This is a genomic window from Cellulomonas soli (assembly GCF_052036975.1).
Taxonomy (GTDB): Bacteria; Actinomycetota; Actinomycetes; order Actinomycetales; family Cellulomonadaceae; genus Cellulomonas; species Cellulomonas soli_A.
The window spans coordinates 64,629-85,983 of the sequence record NZ_JBQIAR010000007.1 but is presented as its reverse complement, the minus strand read 5'-3'; the positions used below and the strand labels follow the sequence as shown (position 1 = coordinate 85,983).

The 21,355-nt window shown below is 71.9% G+C and carries 16 protein-coding genes; 7 read left to right on the top strand and 9 right to left on the bottom strand.

From position 1 onward, the window contains the following. Positions 1 to 90 precede the first annotated feature (90 nt). The 5 genes from ACTHAM_RS09295 (at position 91) to ACTHAM_RS09275 (ending at position 5,159) form a co-directional block, all read left to right on the top strand. Positions 91 to 1,524, top strand: coding sequence for a hypothetical protein (locus ACTHAM_RS09295; RefSeq protein ID WP_440686650.1), 1,434 nt, complete (start codon positions 91 to 93; stop codon positions 1,522 to 1,524). Beyond that, on the top strand, positions 1,409 to 3,868 hold the full coding sequence (locus ACTHAM_RS09290; RefSeq protein ID WP_440686649.1) for a hypothetical protein: 2,460 nt from the start codon (positions 1,409 to 1,411) through the stop codon (positions 3,866 to 3,868). The genes ACTHAM_RS09295 and ACTHAM_RS09290 overlap by 116 nt, the downstream gene beginning before the upstream one ends. Positions 3,869 to 3,996: 128 nt before the next feature. Beyond that, positions 3,997 to 4,296: a hypothetical protein gene (locus ACTHAM_RS09285; protein ID WP_440686647.1), complete on the top strand. Its 300-nt coding sequence runs from the start codon at positions 3,997 to 3,999 to the stop codon at positions 4,294 to 4,296. Between the two features lie 136 nt (positions 4,297 to 4,432). Then, on the top strand, positions 4,433 to 4,732 hold the full coding sequence (locus tag ACTHAM_RS09280; protein WP_440686645.1) for a hypothetical protein: 300 nt from the start codon (positions 4,433 to 4,435) through the stop codon (positions 4,730 to 4,732). A gap of 79 nt (positions 4,733 to 4,811) precedes the next feature. Then, entirely contained in the window at positions 4,812 to 5,159 is a 348-nt protein-coding gene (locus tag ACTHAM_RS09275) for a hypothetical protein (protein ID WP_440686643.1), read from the top strand. 30 nt (positions 5,160 to 5,189) lie between these two features. Here the strand turns inward: ACTHAM_RS09275 and ACTHAM_RS09270 are convergent, their stop codons facing one another. The 9 genes from ACTHAM_RS09270 to ACTHAM_RS09230 all read right to left on the bottom strand — a co-directional run bounded on the left by ACTHAM_RS09270 (position 5,190) and on the right by ACTHAM_RS09230 (position 17,348). Further along, complete coding sequence (locus tag ACTHAM_RS09270; protein ID WP_440686641.1) at positions 5,190 to 6,170, bottom strand: alpha/beta hydrolase; 981 nt, start codon at positions 6,168 to 6,170, stop codon at positions 5,190 to 5,192. Positions 6,171 to 6,172: 2 nt separating this feature from the next. Further along, positions 6,173 to 7,684, bottom strand: coding sequence for an MFS transporter (locus ACTHAM_RS09265; protein WP_440686639.1), 1,512 nt, complete (start codon positions 7,682 to 7,684; stop codon positions 6,173 to 6,175). Between the two features lie 113 nt (positions 7,685 to 7,797). Beyond that, complete coding sequence (locus tag ACTHAM_RS09260; RefSeq protein ID WP_440686637.1) at positions 7,798 to 8,109, bottom strand: DUF2249 domain-containing protein; 312 nt, start codon at positions 8,107 to 8,109, stop codon at positions 7,798 to 7,800. An 81-nt stretch (positions 8,110 to 8,190) separates the two neighbouring features. Continuing rightward, the gene (gene narI, locus ACTHAM_RS09255; protein WP_440686635.1) at positions 8,191 to 8,946 is read right to left on the bottom strand and encodes a respiratory nitrate reductase subunit gamma; all 756 of its coding nucleotides are present in this window, start codon (positions 8,944 to 8,946) and stop codon (positions 8,191 to 8,193) included. Further along, positions 8,943 to 9,614 (bottom strand): nitrate reductase molybdenum cofactor assembly chaperone, encoded by a 672-nt coding sequence (gene narJ, locus ACTHAM_RS09250; RefSeq protein WP_440686633.1) that lies wholly within the window; start codon positions 9,612 to 9,614, stop codon positions 8,943 to 8,945. Before narJ ends, narI begins: the two co-directional genes overlap by 4 nt. After that, positions 9,614 to 11,308 carry a nitrate reductase subunit beta gene (gene narH / locus ACTHAM_RS09245; RefSeq protein ID WP_440686631.1) on the bottom strand — a complete coding sequence of 565 codons (1,695 nt, stop codon included), beginning with the start codon at positions 11,306 to 11,308 and terminating at the stop codon, positions 9,614 to 9,616. The genes narJ and narH overlap by 1 nt, the downstream gene beginning before the upstream one ends. Then, positions 11,308 to 15,060: a nitrate reductase subunit alpha gene (locus ACTHAM_RS09240; RefSeq protein WP_440686629.1), complete on the bottom strand. Its 3,753-nt coding sequence runs from the start codon at positions 15,058 to 15,060 to the stop codon at positions 11,308 to 11,310. The genes narH and ACTHAM_RS09240 overlap by 1 nt, the downstream gene beginning before the upstream one ends. A gap of 56 nt (positions 15,061 to 15,116) precedes the next feature. After that, positions 15,117 to 16,424, bottom strand: a complete 1,308-nt coding sequence (locus ACTHAM_RS09235; RefSeq protein WP_440686627.1) for an MFS transporter — start codon at positions 16,422 to 16,424, stop codon at positions 15,117 to 15,119. 123 nt (positions 16,425 to 16,547) lie between these two features. Beyond that, positions 16,548 to 17,348, bottom strand: a complete 801-nt coding sequence (locus ACTHAM_RS09230; RefSeq protein WP_440686625.1) for a helix-turn-helix transcriptional regulator — start codon at positions 17,346 to 17,348, stop codon at positions 16,548 to 16,550. Between the two features lie 163 nt (positions 17,349 to 17,511). On the opposite strand from ACTHAM_RS09230, the gene ACTHAM_RS09225 reads away from it, so the two are divergent. Next, the gene (locus tag ACTHAM_RS09225; RefSeq protein WP_440686873.1) at positions 17,512 to 18,600 is read left to right on the top strand and encodes a hypothetical protein; all 1,089 of its coding nucleotides are present in this window, start codon (positions 17,512 to 17,514) and stop codon (positions 18,598 to 18,600) included. Next, a complete protein-coding gene (locus ACTHAM_RS09220) occupies positions 18,597 to 21,296 on the top strand; it encodes a multicopper oxidase domain-containing protein (protein ID WP_440686623.1) in 2,700 nt (899 codons plus the stop codon). Before ACTHAM_RS09225 ends, ACTHAM_RS09220 begins: the two co-directional genes overlap by 4 nt. Positions 21,297 to 21,355 lie beyond the last annotated feature (59 nt).

Below are 21,355 nucleotides of genomic sequence, written 5' to 3'. Positions count from 1 at the left end.
GAGACGAACCAAGGGGGCGCTGTGGGGGCTGCACGTAGTCGGTTGTCGGGGCTGACGTCTGGGCGGATCAGGGCCGGGTGGCGCGAGCGGGTGAGCGCTGTCACGGTCGGCCTCGCCATGCTGGGAGTCTTGGTGCCTGTGCCTGCCTCAGCGGCCGAGAACGGCTCGCCGGTCGGGAGGATCACCTCGGTGGTTGCTGATCCGGAGATCTACGACGACGACGGCGTCGTGGTGGGCGGTCTGCGGGTGAGTGGTTGGGCGACGGACATCAACCTCGGCGATTCGGCAGGGGCGGTTGAGGTGAGTTCCGGTGGGACAGTTCAGTACGCCTGGGTCGGGTCTGACTGGGACCAGTGGGAGGTCCGGATGCCGCTGCCGGTGGGCGAGCACACGGTGTGCGCCACGGCGGTGAACGTGGGTGAAGGTGAGGACACCGCGCTGGGATGCCTTACTGCGACGGTGCCCCTCTTCTCGCCTCAGCCCTCCACACAGACGGTCACGGTGCACCCTCTGGTCGGCCAGGACGGAAGTGTGTTCGTCCTGCGAGAGGAGCGGCCGGTGGTTCGCGCCCGAGCGTGCCTGGATGCGGCGAGCGTGGAGGGTGAGATAGCCCGGCTCGGGATGGTGGTCGAGGTCGGCGGTTGGACGGACGCCGGTGATCACGTGGTGAGTAGTCCCCCCTTCTACCCGAATCCGGTCACGGCGGACGGCCAGCTGTGCGTGGAGACGGACTGGCAGGTCGACGAACCCCTGCAGCCGGGCGTCCTGTACTGGGCGACGTCCCGCCTTGTCCTCGACGACCGCGAGCCCGGCGCCCGCGCGGACAGCGGTGTCGAAGTCGCTTACAGCCCGCTCGATGCGGCGTTGGCGTCCCCGGCCGAGGGGGATGTGCTGGAGGCATCGAAACCGATACTGAGCGTGCAGGTGGACCGGACTTGGATGTCGGTTGCCGTGGACTTCAGGGTTACCTCGGTCGGCTCCGGGACGGCGGTAGCCGAGGGGCGCGGCACGGTGGACGAGCAAGGGGTGGCGTCCTGGGCGGTGCCGTTCGACGATCTGAGCCCCGGGGAGCATTGGTGGCAGGTCAGGGTCGCCGACCAGTTCGGGCAGTCCGAGTGGTCACGGGCCTGGGAGTTCGTCAGGGACGTACCGCGCGCGCCGCGACCGACGTCGGCGTCGATGACGGACGGCAGCGGGGTCGTGCAGGACGGCCTGGAGGTTGCCGCGGATCCAGAACCGACGGTGGGTGCGTCGGTGTGCGTGGAGGCGGGTACCTGGGTGGCGCCCGTGAGCGACCTGAGCATGCGGTTGGGTGTCGTGGGCGACGACGGTCACCGGTTGGAGAGCGGGACGCTCGCTCTGGTGGCTGACGAGCATGGTGATGCGATCTGCGTGGACGGGTCGTGGCGTGTCAGCGAAGACCTGCACCCAGGCGTACACGGTGCTGGCGCAGGCGGAGGGTGTTGGAGTCGAACCGAGCGCATGGTTCGAAGGCGAGTCGTTCCGGGCGCTGGAGACCGCTGAGGACCGGCTGTTGGTCGACCTGAACAGCGGAGCTCTCTCCCGCGAGGACTACGCCCGCTACCTGCTGTATCGGTGGTTCGAGCCTGATCGAGTGCCAGCGCGGTACCAGGTGCCCGAGGGAGTAGCCGCGCCGGAGCTGAACGTGGTCCTGCTAGACGTCATCTCGATGATGGACACTCTGGACCCAGCGGTCGCGCAGGAGCTCAACGACTACCTCACGACAGTGCTGGGCGGACAGGAGAGTGTCCCGTTCACACCCGAGGAGGACCAGGCGCTCACCGAGCAGTTCTGGGCCGAGGCTCAGGACATGCGCCTTGACCAGGGCGATGATCCTGCCCCGACGCCCGAGCCGGAACCGGTGGCGGAGCCCGAGCCCACCACCGAGCCGGCGCCCACCACCGGGCCCGAGCCGTCGACCGATCCGGCCACGGTCTGGCGCGGGCTGACTTCGGTAGCGCCGACCGGTCTGACGGGGGTGCTGGCTGATCCCGCCGCACCACTGACCTACAGCTGGTGCAGTGAGGACGTGGGCACGCGGCTCGTGCCCCGGGTGCTGACCGCCAGCACGTCTGCGCAGTTGCCCTGCCACCTGGTCACCCCCAAGGTGGTGTTCCACTACACGACGAGCGACCGCGACCCCACCCACGGTGTGGACCCGGACGACGACGTTGACATGACCCTGCTCCACGGTGCGAGCGGCGGTGGTCCGGACGGGGTGCCGGACGAGATCAACGCGATCGCCGCTGCCTACTTCCAGGCTGGCGTCACCTACAGGAGTCTGGGCTTCGAACCGATCGGCCGTGTCGACGTGCTGGTGGCCGACATCCCCGCCGCCCTGTCCGTGCCCAAGGTCGGGCTCGTCTACGTGAGCAAGGACACCAAGACGCGCAGCTCCGTATACACGGTGCGTCACGAGTTGTTCCACCAGTACCAGTACCGGTACGCGAACTTGGTCCAGGTCGGTGCGGACTACGCCTCGCTCTCGGCGAGCAACACGACGACCGCCTGGTGGTTGGAGGCCACGGCCGAGTGGGGCGCCCACCGGGCTGAAGTGGGGGCGGAGGGCAGCCCCGCAACTTCCAGCTGGTTCAGGGGTGCATCCGGCATCTACTCGCGGCTGCTCGAGCACCACCTTGGTCATCCTGCGGAAGCACTGACGAGGTTCCTTCCCGGCGCCGCAAGCCGACGGCAGCCGCAGTACGGGTCGTTCCTGTTCGCCGAGTATCTCGATCAGCTGTACGGGCCGCAGATCATCGCCGAGACCTGGAAGGCGCAGGAGGACGAGTCGACCCGGGCCATCGACGCCATCGCCCACGTCGTGCAGGACGAGTACGGCACCGACCTGTCCACGGTCGTGCAGGCCTACCATCGCGCCAACTACACGATCGACACTACCGACAGCGTCGGCACCCTCACCTACACGGACCGGCAACGGAGCGCATGGGCTGACCGTCTGGCGGAGACCGACCGTCGCCCGGACCACGCTTCCCTCACGCTGCAGCCGGACCGGTTGGTCAGGGCCTCGGGATCGGTCGAGGCTGGCGGGGCGTACTACCTGGACCTCGACGTGCCCACGTACGCACCCGAAGGGGTCACGTTCTCCGTCACGATCGACGCGACCAGCGGGCAGCAGGAGGACCTGACCGCACAGATCGTGTACTTCGGGAACTACCCGAACCTGTGCTATCCGAGGGCGGGACGCGAACTGGCCGTGACGCCTGGGCACGCCGAGCAGGTCACCACCCTGAGCCCGTCGTGCCCCGGGGCGACGCTGATCATCTCCAACAACGACGCGCAGTCCATCAGCGCGGGTGTCGGGCGGGGTGCTGTCGGCTTCAATTACACGATTGCCACGCGCGCTAACACCACGGAAACGGTGGTCGAGTACGGATACCCGTTGCGGCATCATCGGGTGAACTTCGGGGCAGATCTGCGCCGGACGCTGTCGCCATCGGTCGACCCGACCGCGACGGTGAGCATCGATCTGGGCAATTCGATCACCGAGGGGCGCCGAGCCATGGGCCTTCACATCGTGTCCTGGGACTCGACGGCCCGTGCCAGTGACACTCTCGTGGTCAACGGCGCCCCCGTGGAACTTGCCGTCGGCCGTGCCGCGTCGACCAGCGATGGCCGAGTCCTTTGGGTCTACGGGCCCCGGTGGCGATCGATCGCGGTGACTACCTATCTGCTCCCGGCGGGTGCGCTGCACGACGGCGTGAACACCTTCGAACTACCGGTGAGCGACGGCCTCTACATCTACGGCGCCTATGTCAGCAGCGTTGACGCGGAAGGTCCAGAACCAGAACCAGACCCGGATCCGGACCCCGGACCGGTCGCCTCATGATCGGCGGTACATCGATGGCACGACTACAGGCTCTGGCATTCCGTCGGGCAACGCCCGCGGCAGGCGTTGCGCTCCTCGGTCTACTGGCCCTTACCGGCTGCGGGCTCGGTGACCCTCCGCAGGCCGGCATGGGGATCACGAATGACACCAATGAGCAGTTGGCCGTCAGTGTCCGGACTAGCCCCCCTATCTACACGATCTTCCCGGGGGAGTCGCTCAGCTTCTCTTTGAACGGTCTTCCCGGCGACTGCACGGAGTGGGAGTTGCGCGCGACGACGGCGGACGGGGTGGTGGCGGCGCAGGTCGGCCCGCCGGTGTGCGACGGGGACAGCTGGACGATCACGCAGGCCGAGCTCGACCAGGCCAGGGAAGATGCAGGGATCGAGGCGCCCGACCCTACGCCGTTCGCGACCCCGACCTCGCCATAGCGGGGTCCTGGTGACTTCCCCGAGTTCCGTCCCTTCGGCGTCCCGCGCACGGCAGCTCAGGTATCCGGCTGCCGCTGCCGTGCTCGGCCTGCTGGCACTGGCCGGCTGCGGCCTCGGGGACCCTCCGAGGGCGGGGATGTCGATCACCAACGACACCGGCGAGACTCTGGCCATCAGCGTCGAGACGAACCCGCCGGTCTACACGATCGACTCGGGTGAGTCGCTGGGCTTCGGGCTGAGTGGAGGTGCAGGCGAGTGCATCGAGTGGACGTTGCACGCCACGACCTCGGACGGGGTGGTGGCGGCGCGGGTCGGCCCTCCGGTGTGCGACGGGGACAGTTGGACGATCTCCCAGGCCGAACTCGACCAGGCCCGGGAGGATGCAGGGATCGAGGCGCCCGACCCTACGCCGTCCGCGACCCCGACCTCGCCATAGTCGGGTCCTGGTGACTTCCCCGAGTTCCGTCCCTTCGGCGCCCCGCGCACGGCAGATCAGGCATCCGGCTGCCGCTGCCGTGCTCGGCCTGCTGGCCCTGGCCGGCTGCGGACTCGGGGACCCGCCGAAGGCGGGCATGTCGATAGCCAACGACACCGACGAGGCGCTGGCCATCAGCGTCGAGACAGGGCCCCCGGTCTACACGATCTATCCGGGGGAGTCAGGCCCATTCGGCCTGCCGGGGATTCCGGGAGACTGCACGGAGTGGACGCTGCATGCGACGACAGCGGACGGGGTGGTGGCGGCACAGGTGGGTCCACGCGTCTGCGACGGGGACAGCTGGACGATCACCCAGGTCGAGCTCGACCAGGCGCGGGATGACGCCGGGCTCGAGGCCCCCGACCCGACGCCTGCGCCGACGTCCTAGTCATGACGGTGCGCGGGGCGGCGGACCGACTCAGCGCCGTACGGGGACCTGCGCGTCCACCCAGGACAGCATCGTGCGCAGGTAGGTCTCGCGGGGACGCGCCGCCGACAGGCTCAGGTCGTGGATGCCGCCGGGCACCGGCACGTACGTGACGTCGCGCCCGAGTCCGGGGGCGCGTGCGGCGATCCGCCGCACGTCCAGGATCGTGTCCTGCGCGTCGAGATCGGGGTTGTCGGGGGTGTTGGGCCCGGAGCGTCCGGCCGAGCAGACCAGCACCGGGACCTGCAGGTCGAGTCCTCGCCCGACGTCGGCGTGCCCGCGTCGCACCGCCCGCAACCAGCCGGCCCGCACGGGGAAGCCGGACGGCGGTTTGAGGGCCAGGTCGTAGTCCCACCGTCCGCCGTGCTGCACGTGCAGGTGGTGGGAGTAGGCGGAGGGGCCGTCGGCCAGCACACGCAACGGGTCGCGTGGCGCCCAGAAGTCCAGGGCGCGGGTGGAGATGACGCGGGCGAACCAGCTGGCGTCCAGGTCGAGCCACGGGCTGTTCAGCACCAGGGCGTCGACGAGCTCGCTGCCGGTCGGGGTCGCGGCCCACAGGCTCGCGGACAGGCCGCCGGTGGAGTGCCCGACCAGGACGACGCGTTCGTGCCCGAGCTCCTCGCGCAGCAGGCGCACCGCCGCCTCGAGATCTTCGTGGTACTCGGTCAGGTCGTCGGTGTAGTGCGGCACGTCACCGGGGCGTGTTGAGCGGCCGCAGCGGCGCAGGTCGAGGCCGTAGAACGTGACACCGCGTGCGGTGAGGGCGTCGGCGACGTGCGCCTGGAACACGTAGTCGTTGTACCCGTGAACGTGCAGCGCGGCGACGGCCGTCGCGGGGCCCATCGGTGTGCGGCGCACCAGCGTGGCCACGGGCTGCTGCCCGTCCCTCGGGCGCAAGGTCAGGGTGCGGGCCTGCCAGTCGGGCACCAGGCGGTCCGTCTCCCAGCCACCGGTGGTGTGTGCAGAGGGCATGGTCATCGCTGTGCGTCCTGGGTGGGGTCCGACGGTGCGGCCGGCGGCGCGTCGGGTCCACTCAGGCGCAGCGGCAGCAGTGCGACCAGCCCGGCCAGGAGCACCACCATGATTCCCAGGATGCCCCAGTGCTGCGATCCCGACACGGTCACGGCCACCGAGAACGCCAACGGCGCTAGGAAGCTCGCCGCGCGACCCGTCGTGGCGTACAGCCCGAACATCTCGCTGGTGCGCCCCGCCGGGGCCAGGCGCGCCAGCAGCGACCGGCTGGAGGACTGCGCCGGGCCGACGAACGCGCACAGGGCCAGCCCGCCCACCCAGAACGCGCCCTGACCCGCGTCGTGCAGCACGAACAGCGCGACCCCGGTGCCCAGCAGGCCGACCAGGGACGCCACGATGACGGCCTTCGGCCCGACACGGTCGTCGAGGAACCCGGCCAGCACGGTCGACACCCCGGCGACCACGTTGGCGGCGATGGCGAACAGCACCACCTGCGAGGCGTCGAACCCGAACGTGCCCGAGGCGATCACGGCACCGAACGTGAACACACCGGCCAGCCCGTCGCGGTACACGGCGCTGGCCAGCAGGAACAGCAGGGTGCCGCGCGCCTCGCGCCACAGCCCGGTGACATCACGGGCCAGGGCCCGGTACGAGGCCACCACACCCGGGCGCGGGGTCGTCGAGGCGGGGGAGTCCGGCAGCGCCAGCAGCACCGGCGTGGCGAACAGCGCGAACCACCCGGCGGCGACCAGCACGGACACGCGCACGTCGAGCCCGTCCTCGCCGGTGACGCCGAACCAGCCGACGTCGGGGTTGATGAACCCGACGAAGAGCACGAGCAGCAGGACGATCCCACCGAGGTAGCCCGCACCCCAGCCCAGCCCGCTGACCCGCCCCAGCGTGCGGCCCGAGGCGATCGTGGGCAGCAGCGCGTTGTAGTGCACCGAGGCGAGCTCGAACGCCACGTTGGCCAGCGCCAGCAGCGTCAGGCCGAGCAGCACGTTCGCCGCCAGGGCGTCCGGTGCGGGGCGCACCAGGAACATCGCCGCGCAGAGCACTACGGTCACGGCCGTCAGGCGACCGAGCCGGCGCAGGTGGCGACCGGCGGCGTCCGCGCGGGCACCGACGACGGGAGCGACCAGCGCGATGAGCGCCCCCGCGGCGGTCAGGCCCCAACCCAGCCAGGCGGAGTGCGTCGCCAGGACCGCGGCGACCGCGTCGGTCGACGGACCGCCGTCGGCACCCTCGATCCCCGCTGCCGAGACCAGGGCGGGGTCGACGAACGCGTCGGAGGTGAGCCACCGGGTGAAGACGAACGTGGTGATGACCGCGTTGAACGCCGCCGAACCCCAGTCCCAGGCCGCCCAGGCGGCGATCTGCCCCGGGCGACGACGCGCCTCGGAGGTCGCGCCGGGGGTGGTCGTGCCCGGCGCTGCCGCGGCGTCGACGGTCGGGGGCGCGGACGGCGCGACGTCGGCGGGCGCAGACTCGGCGGCGGCCGTGGGGATGGTCACCCCGTCAGGCTAGGAACGCCCAGGGGCCCGCCGCGGTGTGCGACGAGCCCCTGGGGCAAGACGTCATGTGATGTTCGCCGGCCGGTCCCCGAGGGGCCGCCGGGGCGTCACCGTCAGGGCGCGGGACGGGTCAGCCGGACCGTCCAGGCCTCCGGGCCCTCCTCGAGCCAGGTCACCACGACGGGCTCCCGGGCCTCGAGCTGGGCGATCAGCGGCAGCGGGGCGTGCGGGGCGACCAGCACGAGTGAGCCGCCCGCCGGGATGGCGCCGTACGCGCCGAACACGGTGGCGTGGCGGATCGCGTGCGGGATGGTGCGCACATCGAGGACCGGGTCGGCCTCGTCGTGGCCGCCGCAGCCGCACGTGTGGGCGGCGGGCTCGGCGTGCGGGGCGGCGGTCAGGATCTCGACGGGTTCGGTGGGCACAGCGTTCCTCCTGGAGGGGGTGGTGGGTGGTCCCCCGCGCATCGAGCACGGGGCGACCCGGGGGTCGATGGTCGTGGTGGGTCAGTGCCGCCCGCTCGTCGTTCCGGGGCGTTCGGCGCGCTCCCAGCCGGGCCGCACGGCCCGCGAGCCGATGCGTTCGTCACGCGTGCGGTAGACGATGTACGGCCGCACGACGTAGCCCAGCGGGGCCGAGAACACGTGCACGAGCCGGGTGAACGGCCACAGGGCGAACAGCAGCATCGCGGCCACCACGTGCGCCTGGAAGAACCCGGGCACGCCGGCCATGAGCGAGGCGTCGGGCCGGAACGTGAGGATGCCGCGGATCCACGGGGAGATGGAGCCGCGGTAGTCGTAGCCGCCGCCGAACACCTGGAACAGCACCGTGGCGATGGTGCCCAGCAGCAGCGTGCCGCCCAGCACCACGTACATGAGCTTGTCGGTGCGGGTCGTGGCCAGGAACACCGGGCCGACCGTGCGCCGCCGGTAGACGAGGATCGCCAGCCCGGCCAGCGTGAGCACCGCGGCGATCGAGCCGGCCCACGTCGCGACCAGGTGGTACGCGTGCTCGCTCACGCCGATGGCCTCGAGCCAGCCCCGGGGGATCAGCAGGCCGACGACGTGCCCGCCGATCACCATGAGGATGCCGAGGTGGAACATGGGCGAGCCGGCCCGGAGCAGACGGGACTCGTAGACCTGCGACGAGCGGGTGGTCCAGCCGAACCGGTCGTACCGGTAGCGCCACAGGTGCCCGACGACGAAGACGGCCAGCGCGATGTACGGCAGGACGACCCAGAGCAGCGTGTCGAGGGTGCTCATGCGGGGACCTCCGCGTCCCGGACGGTCGGGAAGGGCAGCAGCGGCGCGGACAGCCCGACCATCTCCGAGGGCGGTCCGGCCTGCACGAGCGCGCTGAACCGCTCCGCCGTGGCGTCGTTCACGGCCGGCAGGGTCAGGCACACCGCGTCGAGCAGGTGCGCGTACGGGCTGGGCACCGAGTGCAGGGCCGAGCGCAGCACCTCGATGCCGTCCCGGTGCGTGCCCAGCAGCGCGTCGGCGATCGGGCCCGGGTCACGGGCCGACAGCTCCAGGGCCGTGGGCAGGTAGTCGGGCAGCTCGTCCTCGCGCGGTTCCCAGCCGCACGCCCGGTACGCCTCGACGAACGTCACCAGCGCCATGCCGCGCCGCCGGGTGTCACCCGAGGAGTAGTAGGTCAGGTACAGCGCGCACCGGCGCTTCAGGTCGAACGTTTGCACGTAGTGCGCCTGCTGCTCGGCCAACGACCACGGCTCGGCGAGGAACCGGCCGAACGCCTCGGCGACCGGTCGGGGCAGCGCGGCGGTAGCCGTGCGCAGCAGGTCACCCTGCTCGTGCGTCGCCGACGTGGGGTAGTCCAGCAGCAGCGCGGCGGCCATGTGCGCGACCGCGCGCTGCCCGGTGTCGACGCGCACGGGGTGCAGGAACGGCAACGACTCGCGGCGGGCCATCAGTGCCCCCCGTCCGGTGCGTCCGGACCTGCGCCGTAGCCCGGCTGCCCGGGCGGCGGCGGGAACAGCCCCGGGGGTGCCCCGTTGCCGTCCCAGTTGAGCAGGTTCACCCGGGAGGGCGTGTCCGCACCGGCCGGGCGGTCGGCGGTCTGCCGGTTCTTCAGCGCGTGGAACGTCTCCACGGTCGCCCGTTCGGGGTGGCCGCCGGACGAGCCGAACGGTCCGGGGCCACCCATGCCGGGCCCCCCGTCGGTGTCCAACGAGCAGCCGCTGGCGATCTCCTCCAGGTGCCGGGCCGTCTCGGCGTGCGCGGCAGGGATCACGTACCGGTCCTCGTACTTGGCGATCGCCAGCAGCCGGTACATGGCCTCGATCTGCGCACCGTCCATGCCGACAGCCGCGGCGATCCGCGGGTCCTGCTCGACACCCAGGTTCACGTTGCGCATGTGCGCGCGCATCGCGGCCAGCCGCTGCAGCACGCCCGTGACCGGCGCGGTGTCACCGGCCGTGAACAGCCCGGCCAGGTACTCCACCGGGATGCGCAACTTGTCGATCGCGGCGAACAGCGTCCGCGCATCCTCGCCGTCGTTGCCCGACCCGGTGACCACGTCGACCACGGGGGACAGCGGCGGCACGTACCAGACCATCGGCATCGTCCGGTACTCCGGGTGCAGCGGCAGGGCAACCTGGTACGTCGAGATCAGCGCCCACACCGGTGAGCGCTGCGCCGCGGTCACCCAGTCGCGCGGGATGCCCGAGGCGGTCGCGGCGTCGACCACGGCCGGGTCGTTCGGGTCGAGCAGCACCGAGCGCTGAGCATCCAACAGCTCGGTCGGGTCCTCGACGCTGGCAGCCTCGAGCACCTTGTCGGCGTCGTACAGCACCAGGCCCAGGTAGCGCAGCCGACCCACGCACGTCTCGGAGCACACCGTCGGCAGCCCGACCTCCAGGCGCGGGTAGCACATGGTGCACTTCTCGGCCTTGCCGGTCTTGTGGTTGAAGTAGACCTTCTTGTACGGGCAGCCCGACACGCACATGCGCCAACCCCGGCACGCGTCCTGGTCGACCAGCACGATGCCGTCCTCGGCGCGCTTGTACATGGCACCCGACGGGCACGAGGCCACGCACGACGGGTTCAGGCAGTGCTCGCAGATGCGCGGCAGGTAGAACATGAAGGCCTGCTCGAACTCGGCCTGCACCTTCTGGCTCATCCCCGCCAGGATCGGGTCGTCGGCCATCGTCTCGCCCGAGCCGCCCAGGTTGTCGTCCCAGTTGGCGGACCACTTGATCTGCATGTCGTCGCCGGTCAGCAGCGACTTGGGCCGGGCCACGGGCGTGTGCTCACCCTGCGGGGCCGACAGCAGCACGTCGTAGTCGTACGTCCACGGCTCGTAGTAGTCGCTGATCTCCGGCAGCGTCGGGTTGGAGAAGATGTGCGTCAGCTTGGTGAACCGGCCGCCCGAGCGCAGCTTGAGCCGGCCGCGCTTGTTGCGCACCCAGCCGCCGCCCCAGCGCTCCTGGTCCTCGTACGTGCGCGGGTAGCCCACGCCGGGGCGCGTCTCCACGTTGTTGAACCAGACGTACTCCACGCCGGTGCGGTTCGTCCACGCCTGCTTGCACGTGACCGAGCACGTGTGGCAGCCGATGCACTTGTCGAGGTTCATCACCATCGCCATCTGCGCCATGACTCGCACTAGTACGTCACCTCCTGCGCACGACGACGGATCGTGGTGACCTCGTCGCGCTGGTTGCCGGTGGGGCCCAGGTAGTTGAACGCGTACGACAGCTGCGCGTACCCGCCGACCAGGTGGCTGGGCTTGAGCAGCACGCGGGTCAACGAGTTGTGGATGCCGCCGCGCAGGCCCGAGGTCTCCGACCGGGGCACGTCCACCGTGCGGTCCTTCGCGTGGTACATGAACACCGTCCCGGCGGGCATGCGGTGCGAGACGATCGCCCGGGCCACGACCACGCCGTTGCGGTTGTACGCCTCGATCCAGTCGTTGTCCCGCACACCGATCGTCCTGGCGTCCTGCGGGGACATCCAGATGGTCGGACCGCCGCGCGACAGCGACAGCATGAACAGGTTGTCCTGGTACTCGGAGTGGATCGACCACTTCGAGTGCGGCGTGAGGTAGCGCACCGCGACCTCGGCGTGACCCTCGGACCCGGGCGTCCCCGTCGGGTCGGTCGACCCCACCCGGGCGTCGCCGAACAGCCGGTGCATGTCCAGCGGCGGGCGGTACACCGGCAGGTTCTCGCCGAGCTCACCCATCCAGTCGTGGTCCAGGTAGAAGTGCTGACGGCCCGTGAGCGTGTGCCACGGCTTGAGGTGCTCGACGTTGATCGTGAACGCCGAGTACCGCCTCCCACCGTGCTCCGAACCCGACCACTCCGGGCTGGTGATCACCGGCACGGGCCGCGCCTGCACGTCCGGGAACGTGATCCGCTTGCCCTGGTGGTCGCGCGCGAGCGAGGCCAGCTCGGTGCCCGTGCGCTCCTCGACCTTCTCGAACCCTTGCACCGCCAGCCGGCCGTTGGTGGTGCCCGACAGCGCCAGGATCGTCTCGCACACGTGCCGGGCCGTGGTCAGCCGCGGCCGACCGGCCGCCGAACCCTCCGCGACCACACCGTTGAGCCGGGCCAGCTCGGCGACCTCGACGTCCGGCATGAACGGCACACCCTTGGTGAGCATGCCGGCGCTCGCGGTCAGCGGGCCGAGCGCGCCGAACCGGTCGGCGAACGTCGTGTAGTCCCGCTCGACCACGACCAGCTTGGGCATCGTCAGACCGGGCACCTGGGCGGCGCCGTCGACGACCGTGCCGTGCGGCGTCGCCAGCTCGTCGGGGGTGTCGTGCAGCAGGGGCACGGCGACCAGGTCGCTGCGCGCCCCGAGGTGGTCGACGGCCAGGTCGGTCACCGACCGGGCCAGCGCGGCGAAGATGTCGAAGTCGGTGCGGGTCTGCCACGGCGGGGCGATCGCCGGGCTGAACGCGTGCACGAACGGGTGCATGTCCGTGCTCGACAGGTCGTCCTTCTCGTACCAGGTGGCCGCCGGCAGCACGACGTCGCTGAACAGCGTGGTCGAGGTCATCCGGAAGTCGCTGGTGACCAGCAGGTCGAGCTTGCCGCGCGGTGCCTCGTCCCGCCAGGTCATCGACACCGGCCGGCGGTCCGGTCCGGACTCCTCGGCGCGCACCGCCGAGTCGGTGCCCAGCAGGTGCCGCAGGAAGTACTCGTTGCCCTTGCCCGACGAGCCCAGGATGTTCGCCCGCCACACGGTCAGCACGCGCGGGAAGTTCGCCGGGTCGTCCGGGTCCTCGCACGCGTAGTGCAGCCGGCCCGCCTCCAGCTCGGAGACGACGTGCGCCGCGGGGTCGACCCCGGCCGCCCGGGCCTCGTCGACCAGGTCCAGCGGGTTGCGGTCGAACGTCGGGTACGACGGCATCCAGCCGCGCTTGGCGGACTCCACGAGGCAGTCGGCGGTGGTGCGCCCGGCGAACAGGCCCTTGGCCAGGGGTGAGGCGAGCTGGTCGGCGGCGAGGCCGTCGTAGCGCCACTGGTCGGTGCCCAGGTACCAGAACGCCGTGCCGATCATCTGGCGCGGCGGACGGGCCCAGTCGAGCCCACCGGCGTACTGCGCCCAGCCCGTCACCGGCCGGCACTTCTCCTGGCCCACGTAGTGCGCCCAGCCCCCGCCGTTGACGCCCTGGCAGCCGGTCATGGTGACCAGTGCGAGGAACGTGCGGTAGATGGTGTCGGAGTGGAACCAGTGGTTCGTGCCGGCGCCCATGAGGATCATCGAGCGCCCGCCGGAGTCCTCGGCGTTCTGCGCGAACTCCCGCCCGATCCGCGTGGCCGCGGCGGCGGGCACCGAGGTGATCTCCTCCTGCCAGGCGGGCGTGCCGGGGGAGGACGCGTCGTCGTAGCCGGTCGGCCACGTGCCGGGCAGCCCGTCGCGGCCGACCCCGTACTGGGCGAGCATCAGGTCGAACACGGTGGTCACGACACGGTCCCCGACACGCACGGTGGGCACGCCGCGGCGCACCACCCCCGCACCGCCGGTGTGCTCCTCGCCGGCCTGCGGGGCCACGTCGAACCGGGCCAGGTCGACGGCCACGCCCTCGACGCGGGCCGCCGCGGCACCGGTCGTCAGGTCCGCGATCGACAGCACGGGTGCCAGATCGCCCAGGTCGAGGTTCCACGTGCCGGCCTTCGCCGGGTCGAACCGGTGGCCGAGCGTCCCGTTGGGCACGTGCGGCACGCCGTCACCGTCGAGCACGACGGTCTGGAACGCGCGGTCGCGCCCGTCGCCGAGCCCGTCGATCGCGTCGGCGGTGAGGAACTTGTCGGGCACCCACGCGTCGTCGTGGCGGCGCAGCGTCACCAGGTGCGGGGCGTCGGTGTACCGGGTCATGTAGTCGGCGAACCGCTCGGTGCGCCGCTCCACCAGGAACTCGCGCAGGATCACGTGCCCCATGGCCATGGCCAGCGCGCCGTCCGTGCCGGGGTGCGGGGCCAGCCACTCGTCGGCGAACTTGGTGTTGTCGGCGTAGTCGGGGGAGACGGTGATGACCTTCTGCCCGCGGTAGCGCGCCTCGGCCATGAAGTGCGCGTCTGGCGTGCGGGTCACCGGCACGTTCGAGCCCCACATCATCAGGTACGAGGCGTTCCACCAGTCGGCCGACTCCGGCACGTCCGTCTGGTCGCCGAACACCTGCGGCGAGGCGACCGGCAGGTCCGCGTACCAGTCGTAGAACGAGAGCATCGTGCCGCCGAGCATCTGCACGAACCGTGCGCCCGCGCCGTGCGACACCATCGACATCGCCGGGATCGGGGAGAACCCGGCGATGCGGTCGGGCCCGTAGGCCTTGATGGTGTGCACGTGCGCGGCCGCGACGATCTCTGCGGCCTCCTCCCAGGAGGCGCGCACCAGCCCGCCCTTGCCGCGCGCCGACTTGTACGAGCGGGCCACCTCGGGATCGGCGGTCAGCTGCGCCCAGGCCGTCACGGGGTCCCCGGTGCGGGCCTTGGCCTCGCGGTACGCGCGCAGCAGGGCTCCGCGCACGTACGGGTACCGGATCCGGGTCGGGGAGTACGTGTACCAGCTGAACGCGGCGCCCCGGGGGCACCCGCGCGGCTCGTACTCGGGGGAGTCCGGGCCGACCGACGGGTAGTCGGTCTGCTGCGTCTCCCACGTGATGATGCCGTCCTTGACATACACCTTCCACGAGCACGAGCCCGTGCAGTTCACGCCGTGCGTGGAGCGGACGACCTTGTCGTGCGACCAGCGGTCCCGGTAGAACGCATCGCCCTCGCGTCCGCCCTGCAGGAACAGCGAGCGCAGGTCGTCGGACACCTCGCCGCGGCGCAGGTGCGAGCCCAGGCGCAGCAGCGCGTCGACCGCGCGGTTGTCGGTCCCTGCGGGGGACGTGCCGGTCGATGCCATGGGGACCTCCGGGTCTGCACGATCGGACGGACGAGAACGGGGCAGGCGGGGGGCGATCAGCTGGGCTTGGGTGCGCCCGGTCGGGCGTACTGCACCCAGGTCAGCGCGGTGCAGCCGGCGAAGTACACGGCGCAGCCGATGAAGAACGCCAGCGGCGACCACACCGACAGGGCCATGCCGACCAGGAACGGGCCGAACGCCGCGACCGACGCGGTGAACCCGATGACGCCCCCGGCGCGCCGGCGGTCGAAGATCATCGGCATCTGCTTGAACGTGCCGGCGTTGCCGATGCCGGCGAACGTGAAGATGGCGAGCATGCCGACCAGGAACCAGGTGAACTCGCCCACGGCGGCGGGTGTGAGGAAGAACGCGGTGAACACGGTGCTGACCGTCATGCCGATGCCGGAGACGAGGGTCCACACCGCGCCGCCGAACCGGTCGCACAGCGGTCCCCAGGCCGCGCGGGTCAACGAGCCGAGCAGCGGGCCCAGGAACGCGAACTTCAGCGGGTCGGGTGCGTCCTCGAACCCGCCGTACAGGTTGAGGATCATCAGGCCGAGCTGGGCGGCGAACCCGGAGAACGCACCGAAGGTCATCGTGTAGATGGCCGTCATGTACCAGGTGTGCTTCTCCCGGAAGATGTCCAGCTGCTCACGGAAGTTGGCGGTCACCGGCACGCGGCGCAGGTACACGGCGGCCAGGACCATGCCCAGCACCACCCAGGGGATCAGCACGAGTCCCGCGTTGTGCAGCCAGATGTTCTCGCCGTCCGTGGTCTGCTGCGGCGTGAGGGCCGTGGCGCCCAGCAGGCCGAAGCCCACGACCCACGGCACCAGGAACTGGATCAGGCTGACGCCGAAGTTGCCGATTCCGGCCTGCAGGCCCAGGGCCGTGCCGGCCATCCGCTTGGGGAAGAAGTAGCTGGTGGAGGGCATGAACCCGGAGAACGCGCCGCCACCGACCCCGCACGCGACGGCGAGCAGCAGCAGCACCGAGTACGGCGTCGAGGTGTCCCGCACGGCCAGCGTCCAGCCGATCATCGGCAGCAGCAGCAGCGTCGCGGAACCGCCCACCAGCGTGCGGGTACCCGTGATCGGCGGCAGGAACATGTAGATCATCCGGAACAGCCCACCGGCCAGACCGGGCAGCGCGACCAGCCAGTAGAGCTGCCCCTTGGTCAGGTCGAAGCCGATGAGGTTCAGCCGCGGCGCGATGGCGCTGACCAGGTACCAGACGCAGAACGCCAGCATCAGGTTGTACGTGGTGATCCACAGCGTGCGCCAGGCGATCCGGCTGTCCCAGGTCGCCTCGTTCTCCGGGTCCCAGTTGGACAGGTCGGGGCGCAGCAGGGTGGGAGACGTCATCGGGGCCCTCCGGGGACGGCGGCGGTGCCGACCCCGTCGGTGGGGCCGTCATCGGCAGCATGGCCCGGGCGTCTCCGTCCCGCCACGCAGAATGCCGTGAATAATCGACGGCTGCCGGGCGGGTCAGGCGGAGGCGCCGACGGCGTCCTGGAGCTCTGCGGCTTCGGTGGTGGCCGCGTTCTCCCGCCGCAGGCGCAGCACGCAGTGGTGCGGACCGACGAAGGGCTGCAGGTCAGTGGCCACGACGGGGCCGCCGGTGGCCTCGAGCACCCCGCGCACCAGTCCCAGGTGGACGCTGCACACGACCTCGGAGCGCTCGCGTGCCAGGTCGAGGAACGGGCACCGCCACAGGTGAAAATCCATGCTGTTCTGCTCGAGGTCGAGCGTGGGGTCGAAGCCCAGGCGGTCGAGGTGCGCGTCGACCGCGTCCACCTGGCGCTGCACGAGCTCGTCGGGGCTCAGGGAGCCGGTGTCGTGCTCGGCGTCCGGGCAGCCCGGTCGGCACTGGCCGGGCTTGCGGCGGGCGTGCCGCAGTGCGAGCGAGCGCCCGGCCTCCTCGGCGGACCGGCGGGGCGAGTCCAGCTGCTTGCCGTAGCCGTCGAGCAGCACACGGGTGAGCGCGGCACGCGCGATCGACTCCTCGAGCCGGACGGCGGCGACGGGGTCGGTGCGCACGTCCTCGGCCTGGGCGACGCGGTAGATCATGCGGGGGCGACCGCGCACGGTGCGGATCTCGGGCTCACGCAGCACGTACCCGTCGCTGACCAGTCGCTGCAGGTGCTCGCGCGTGGTGTTCTGGTGCAGGCCGGTGAGCGTGGCGAGCTCACCCACGGTCTGCGGGCCGCCGCGCTGGAGGAGGTCGAGCAGGTCCACGCGGCTGCCCGACGCGAGCGTGCGCGCTGCGGGGGTGCGACGGGCCGACATGTGTCGAGTATCGACGGGGAAAACCCGGGGTATGTGGGACCGGGGTCCCTGACGCACGGGCGCGGTCGGGAGTCACCCGGGCCGCGGGTGGCCGTTCGTCGCGACCAGGGACCGACGTCCCGGGTCACCCAGACCCCGGATACCTACGGTTCAACCCGTGGAAATGACTCAGCGCGCCCCCGTCGGCTCCCGACGGCTCGTGCTGCTCGTCCCTGCCGGACTCGCCCTCGTGGCCGGCCTGGACGGCGCGTTGCTGCTGCTCGGTCTGCCAGCCCCCGTGCAGACCGACCGGCTGCCCCAGGTGCACGGCCCGCTCATGGTGCTCGGCTTCGTCGGCACCCTCATCGCCCTGGAACGTGCCGTCGCGCTGGGTCGCCGCCCCGCGTTCGCCGCTCCCGCGCTGCTCGGCGCCGGCGGTCTGCTGCTGCTGGCCCCCCTGCCCGTCGCCGTCGGGCAGGGGGCTCAGCTGGCCGGGACGCTCGCCTACGGCGGGCTGTACGTGGCGATCTGGCGGCGCCAGCAGGCCGCTCCCGTCGCCGTGCAGGCACTGGGTGCGGTGCTGGCCGTCGGCGCGAGCGGTCTGTGGCTCGCCGGCGTGGCCGTGCCCGACCTCGCGCCGTTCCTCGTCGGGTTCCTCGTGCTGACCATCGCCGGCGAACGCCTCGAGCTGCTGCGCGTCGGCTTCCCGCCGCCGCATGCCGAACCGGTCGTGGTCGGCGCCTCGCTCGCCCTGGCCTGCGCCGTTCCCGCCGCGCTGCTGTGGCCCAGGGCCGGGTACCCCGCGTTCGGCGCGTGCCTGCTCGCCCTCGTGGTCGCCCTGGTCCGCTACGACGTGGCACGGCGCATGGTGCGCGCGAGCGGACTGCCCCGGTTCAGCGCCCTGGCCATGCTCACCGGCTACGGCTGGCTGGCGGTGGCCGGGTCGATCTGGCTCGCGGTCGGGCGCGTCCCCGCAGGCCGCGGGTACGACGCGGTGCTGCACGCCGTGTTCCTCGGGTTCGTGCTCTCCATGGTCATGGCCCACGCCCCGGTGATCCTGCCCGCGGTGCTGCGGCGGCCCCTGCCGTACCGCCCGGCGATGCTGGTGCCGCTGGCCGCCCTGCACGCCACCCTCGTGCTGCGCGTCCTGGTCGGTGACGCGCACGGCAGCACGGCGGCCGTGCAGGGCGGCGGCGTCGGCAACATCCTGGCCGTACTCGGGTTCCTCGGACTCGCGGTGCACGGCACGCTGCGGACGCAGGCGAGCGCATGACCCGCGCGTCGTGGCACCTGCGTGCCCACCTCCCCGTTGCCGCCTGGCTCGTGGCCGCCGTGGTGGCCACCCTGGTGCACCGGCAGGTCGCCGTGTCCGGGTGGCTCATGGTGCACCTGCTGCTGCTCGGCGCCGCCAGCACCGCGATCCTCGTGTGGAGCCAGCACTTCGCCGACACGCTGCTGCGCCGACCCGCACCCGGCGGGCGTCGCGGGCAGGTGGTCCGGCTCGGCGCCCACACCTGCGGGGCACTGCTCGTCGTGGCCGGTGTGGTGGGTGTGCGGTGGCCGCTGACCGTCGTCGGTGGGGTGCTCGTGGCCTGCGCCGCGCTGCTGCAGGTCATGGTGATCGTCCGCCAGGGCCGGGATGCGCTGCCCTCCCGGTTCGGGGCGCTCGTGCGCTACTACGTCGCCGCCGGCGCCATGCTGCCCGTCGGCGTCACCGCGGGCGTGCTCATGGCGCGCGGCACCGCCGGCGACGAGCTGCACGGCCGCCTGTACGTGGCGCACCTGACGTTCACGCTGCTCGGCTGGGTCGGGCTCACCGTGCTCGGCACCCTGCTGGTGCTGTGGCCCACCGTCCTGCACGCACGGATCGAGCCGCAGGACGCCACCGTCGGCACGCGCGCGCTGCCGCTGGCCCTGGCCGGCCTCGGGGTGGTCGCCGCCGCCGCGGTGACCGGCCTGCGCCCGCTGGTAGGTGTCGGGCTGGCGGCGGTGGCCGCCGCGGTGCTGCTCGTCGTGGTGATGATGGTCCGCCAGGCCCGCACCGCCGCCCCGCGCACGTACGCCGGATGGAGCGTGGGGGCCGCCACCGCCTGGTTCCTCGGCGACGTGGTCGCCTTCGGCGTGCTGATCGTGGTGGCGCCGTCGTGGACGGCCGCCGCGGACGACGTGCGGGTGCTCGTCGCCCCGTTCGCGATCGGGTTCGTCGCGCAGGTGCTGCTCGGCTCGTTGTCGTACCTGATGCCCGTGGTGCTCGGGGGCGGACCGGCCGTGTCGCGGCGCACCGCCGCGGAGCTGGACCGTGGTGCGCTCGTGCGGGTGCTGCTGGTCAACGGGGCCCTGGCGCTGTTCGTCGCGCCCGTTCCCAGCGCCGTGCGGGTGCTCGCCTCGATGGTGGTGCTGGGCGCGCTCGCCGCGTTCCTGGTGCTCGCGGCGCGTGCGGTCCTGGCGGCCCGTGCCGGGTCGGGCGCCGCTGCCACGGTTCCTGCGCCCGATGCCGGCGATGCCCACGGCATGGCTGCCTCGCGGGCGGGGGCTGCTGCCGTCGCCGTCGCCGTCCTCGCGCTCACCGTGGTCGGGGGCGTCGCCGTGGACCCGGCCGCGGCCGGGCTCTCCCTCGCCGCCGGGACGGGCTCGTCCGTCGACGCCCCGACGGAGACCGGCCTGACGACCACCGTCGCCGTCGAGGCGGGGGACATGCGGTTCACGCCCGACCGGATCGAGGTGCCCGCCGGCAACCGCCTGGTCCTCGTGGTCACCAACACCGACACCACCGTGCACGACCTGGTCATGGCTTCGGGCGCCTCGTCGGGGCGGCTGGCGCCGGGGGAGTCCGCCGACGTCGAGCTGGGGGTGGTGGCCGCCGACCAGGACGGGTGGTGCTCCGTGGCGGGACACCGGCTCATGGGTATGACGCTCACGGTGGTCGTGCTCGGCACCGGTACGGGCGAGGTGGCCGAGGGCGGCGCGTCGGGCGACGGCGTCCAGGCCACGGCGACCGACCACGCGGGCATGCACGGCGACATGACGGGCTCCGACGGCGCGACCGCGACCGACGGTGCGACCTCGGCCGCGGCCGACATCGACATGTCCGCCGCACCGGCGGACGGCTTCCAGTCGCACGACGCCACGCTGGCTCCCGCCGAGTCCGACGGCGACGGCCCGACCACGCACCACGTCACCCTCACCGTGCAGGAGGTCGGACGCGAGGTCGCGCCCGGCATCACGCAGCGGCTGTGGACGTTCGGCGGTCGGGCCCCCGGGCCCGTGCTGCACGGTGCGGTGGGCGACACGTTCGTCATCACGCTCGTCAACGACGGCTCCATCGGGCACTCCGTCGACTTCCACGCCGGGGCGCTGGCACCCGACGACGTCATGCGCACCATCGCGCCCGGCGAGCGGCTGACGTACACGTTCACGGCCACGCGCAGCGGCATCTGGATGTACCACTGCTCGACGATGCCGATGAGCGCGCACATCGCCAACGGCATGGCCGGGGCCGTCGTCATCGACCCGCCCGGCCTGCCCACCGTCGACCGCGAGTACCTGCTGGTGCAGTCCGAGTACTACCTGGGCCCACAGGGCGGCGAGGTCGACCTGACCCGGTTGGCCACGCAGGTGCCCGACCTGGTGACGTTCAACGGCTACGCGTGGCAGTACCGGCACGAGCCGCTCGTGGCGCGCACGGGGGAGCGGGTGCGCATCTGGATCCTCGACGCCGGGCCCAACCGTCCCAGTGCCTTCCACGTCGTCGGCGGCCAGTTCGACACCGTCTACCGCGAGGGCGACTGGGTGCTGCGCGACGGTGGGTCGACGGGCACCGGTGGGTCGCAGGTGCTCGCGCTGCAGCCCGCCGAGGGCGGCTTCGTCGAGCTGACCTTCCCCGAGGCGGGCACCTACTCGGTCGTCTCGCACATCATGGGCGACGCCGAGAAGGGCGGGGCGGGCAGCCTCGTCGTCACCGACCCCTAGCCCGCTGACCAGCACGGTCGTGTCGGCTGGTCGTCCAGGAGGCCCGGCGCGCGGACGTA

Excerpts from the sequence above, each read along its gene's own strand:
- ACTHAM_RS09285 (WP_440686647.1), top strand. The coding sequence starts at position 3,997 with ATGGGGATCACGAATGACACCAATGAGCAGTTGGCCGTCAGTGTCCGG.
- ACTHAM_RS09280 (WP_440686645.1), top strand. The coding sequence starts at position 4,433 with ATGTCGATCACCAACGACACCGGCGAGACTCTGGCCATCAGCGTCGAG.
- ACTHAM_RS09270 (WP_440686641.1), bottom strand. The coding sequence starts at position 6,170 with ATGCCCTCTGCACACACCACCGGTGGCTGGGAGACGGACCGCCTGGTG.
- narI (WP_440686635.1), bottom strand. The coding sequence starts at position 8,946 with ATGAGCACCCTCGACACGCTGCTCTGGGTCGTCCTGCCGTACATCGCG.
- narJ (WP_440686633.1), bottom strand. The coding sequence starts at position 9,614 with ATGGCCCGCCGCGAGTCGTTGCCGTTCCTGCACCCCGTGCGCGTCGAC.
- ACTHAM_RS09240 (WP_440686629.1), bottom strand. The coding sequence starts at position 15,060 with ATGGCATCGACCGGCACGTCCCCCGCAGGGACCGACAACCGCGCGGTC.
- ACTHAM_RS09235 (WP_440686627.1), bottom strand. The coding sequence starts at position 16,424 with ATGACGTCTCCCACCCTGCTGCGCCCCGACCTGTCCAACTGGGACCCG.
- ACTHAM_RS09230 (WP_440686625.1), bottom strand. The coding sequence starts at position 17,348 with ATGTCGGCCCGTCGCACCCCCGCAGCGCGCACGCTCGCGTCGGGCAGC.
- ACTHAM_RS09225 (WP_440686873.1), top strand. The coding sequence starts at position 17,512 with ATGACTCAGCGCGCCCCCGTCGGCTCCCGACGGCTCGTGCTGCTCGTC.
- ACTHAM_RS09220 (WP_440686623.1), top strand. The coding sequence starts at position 18,597 with ATGACCCGCGCGTCGTGGCACCTGCGTGCCCACCTCCCCGTTGCCGCC.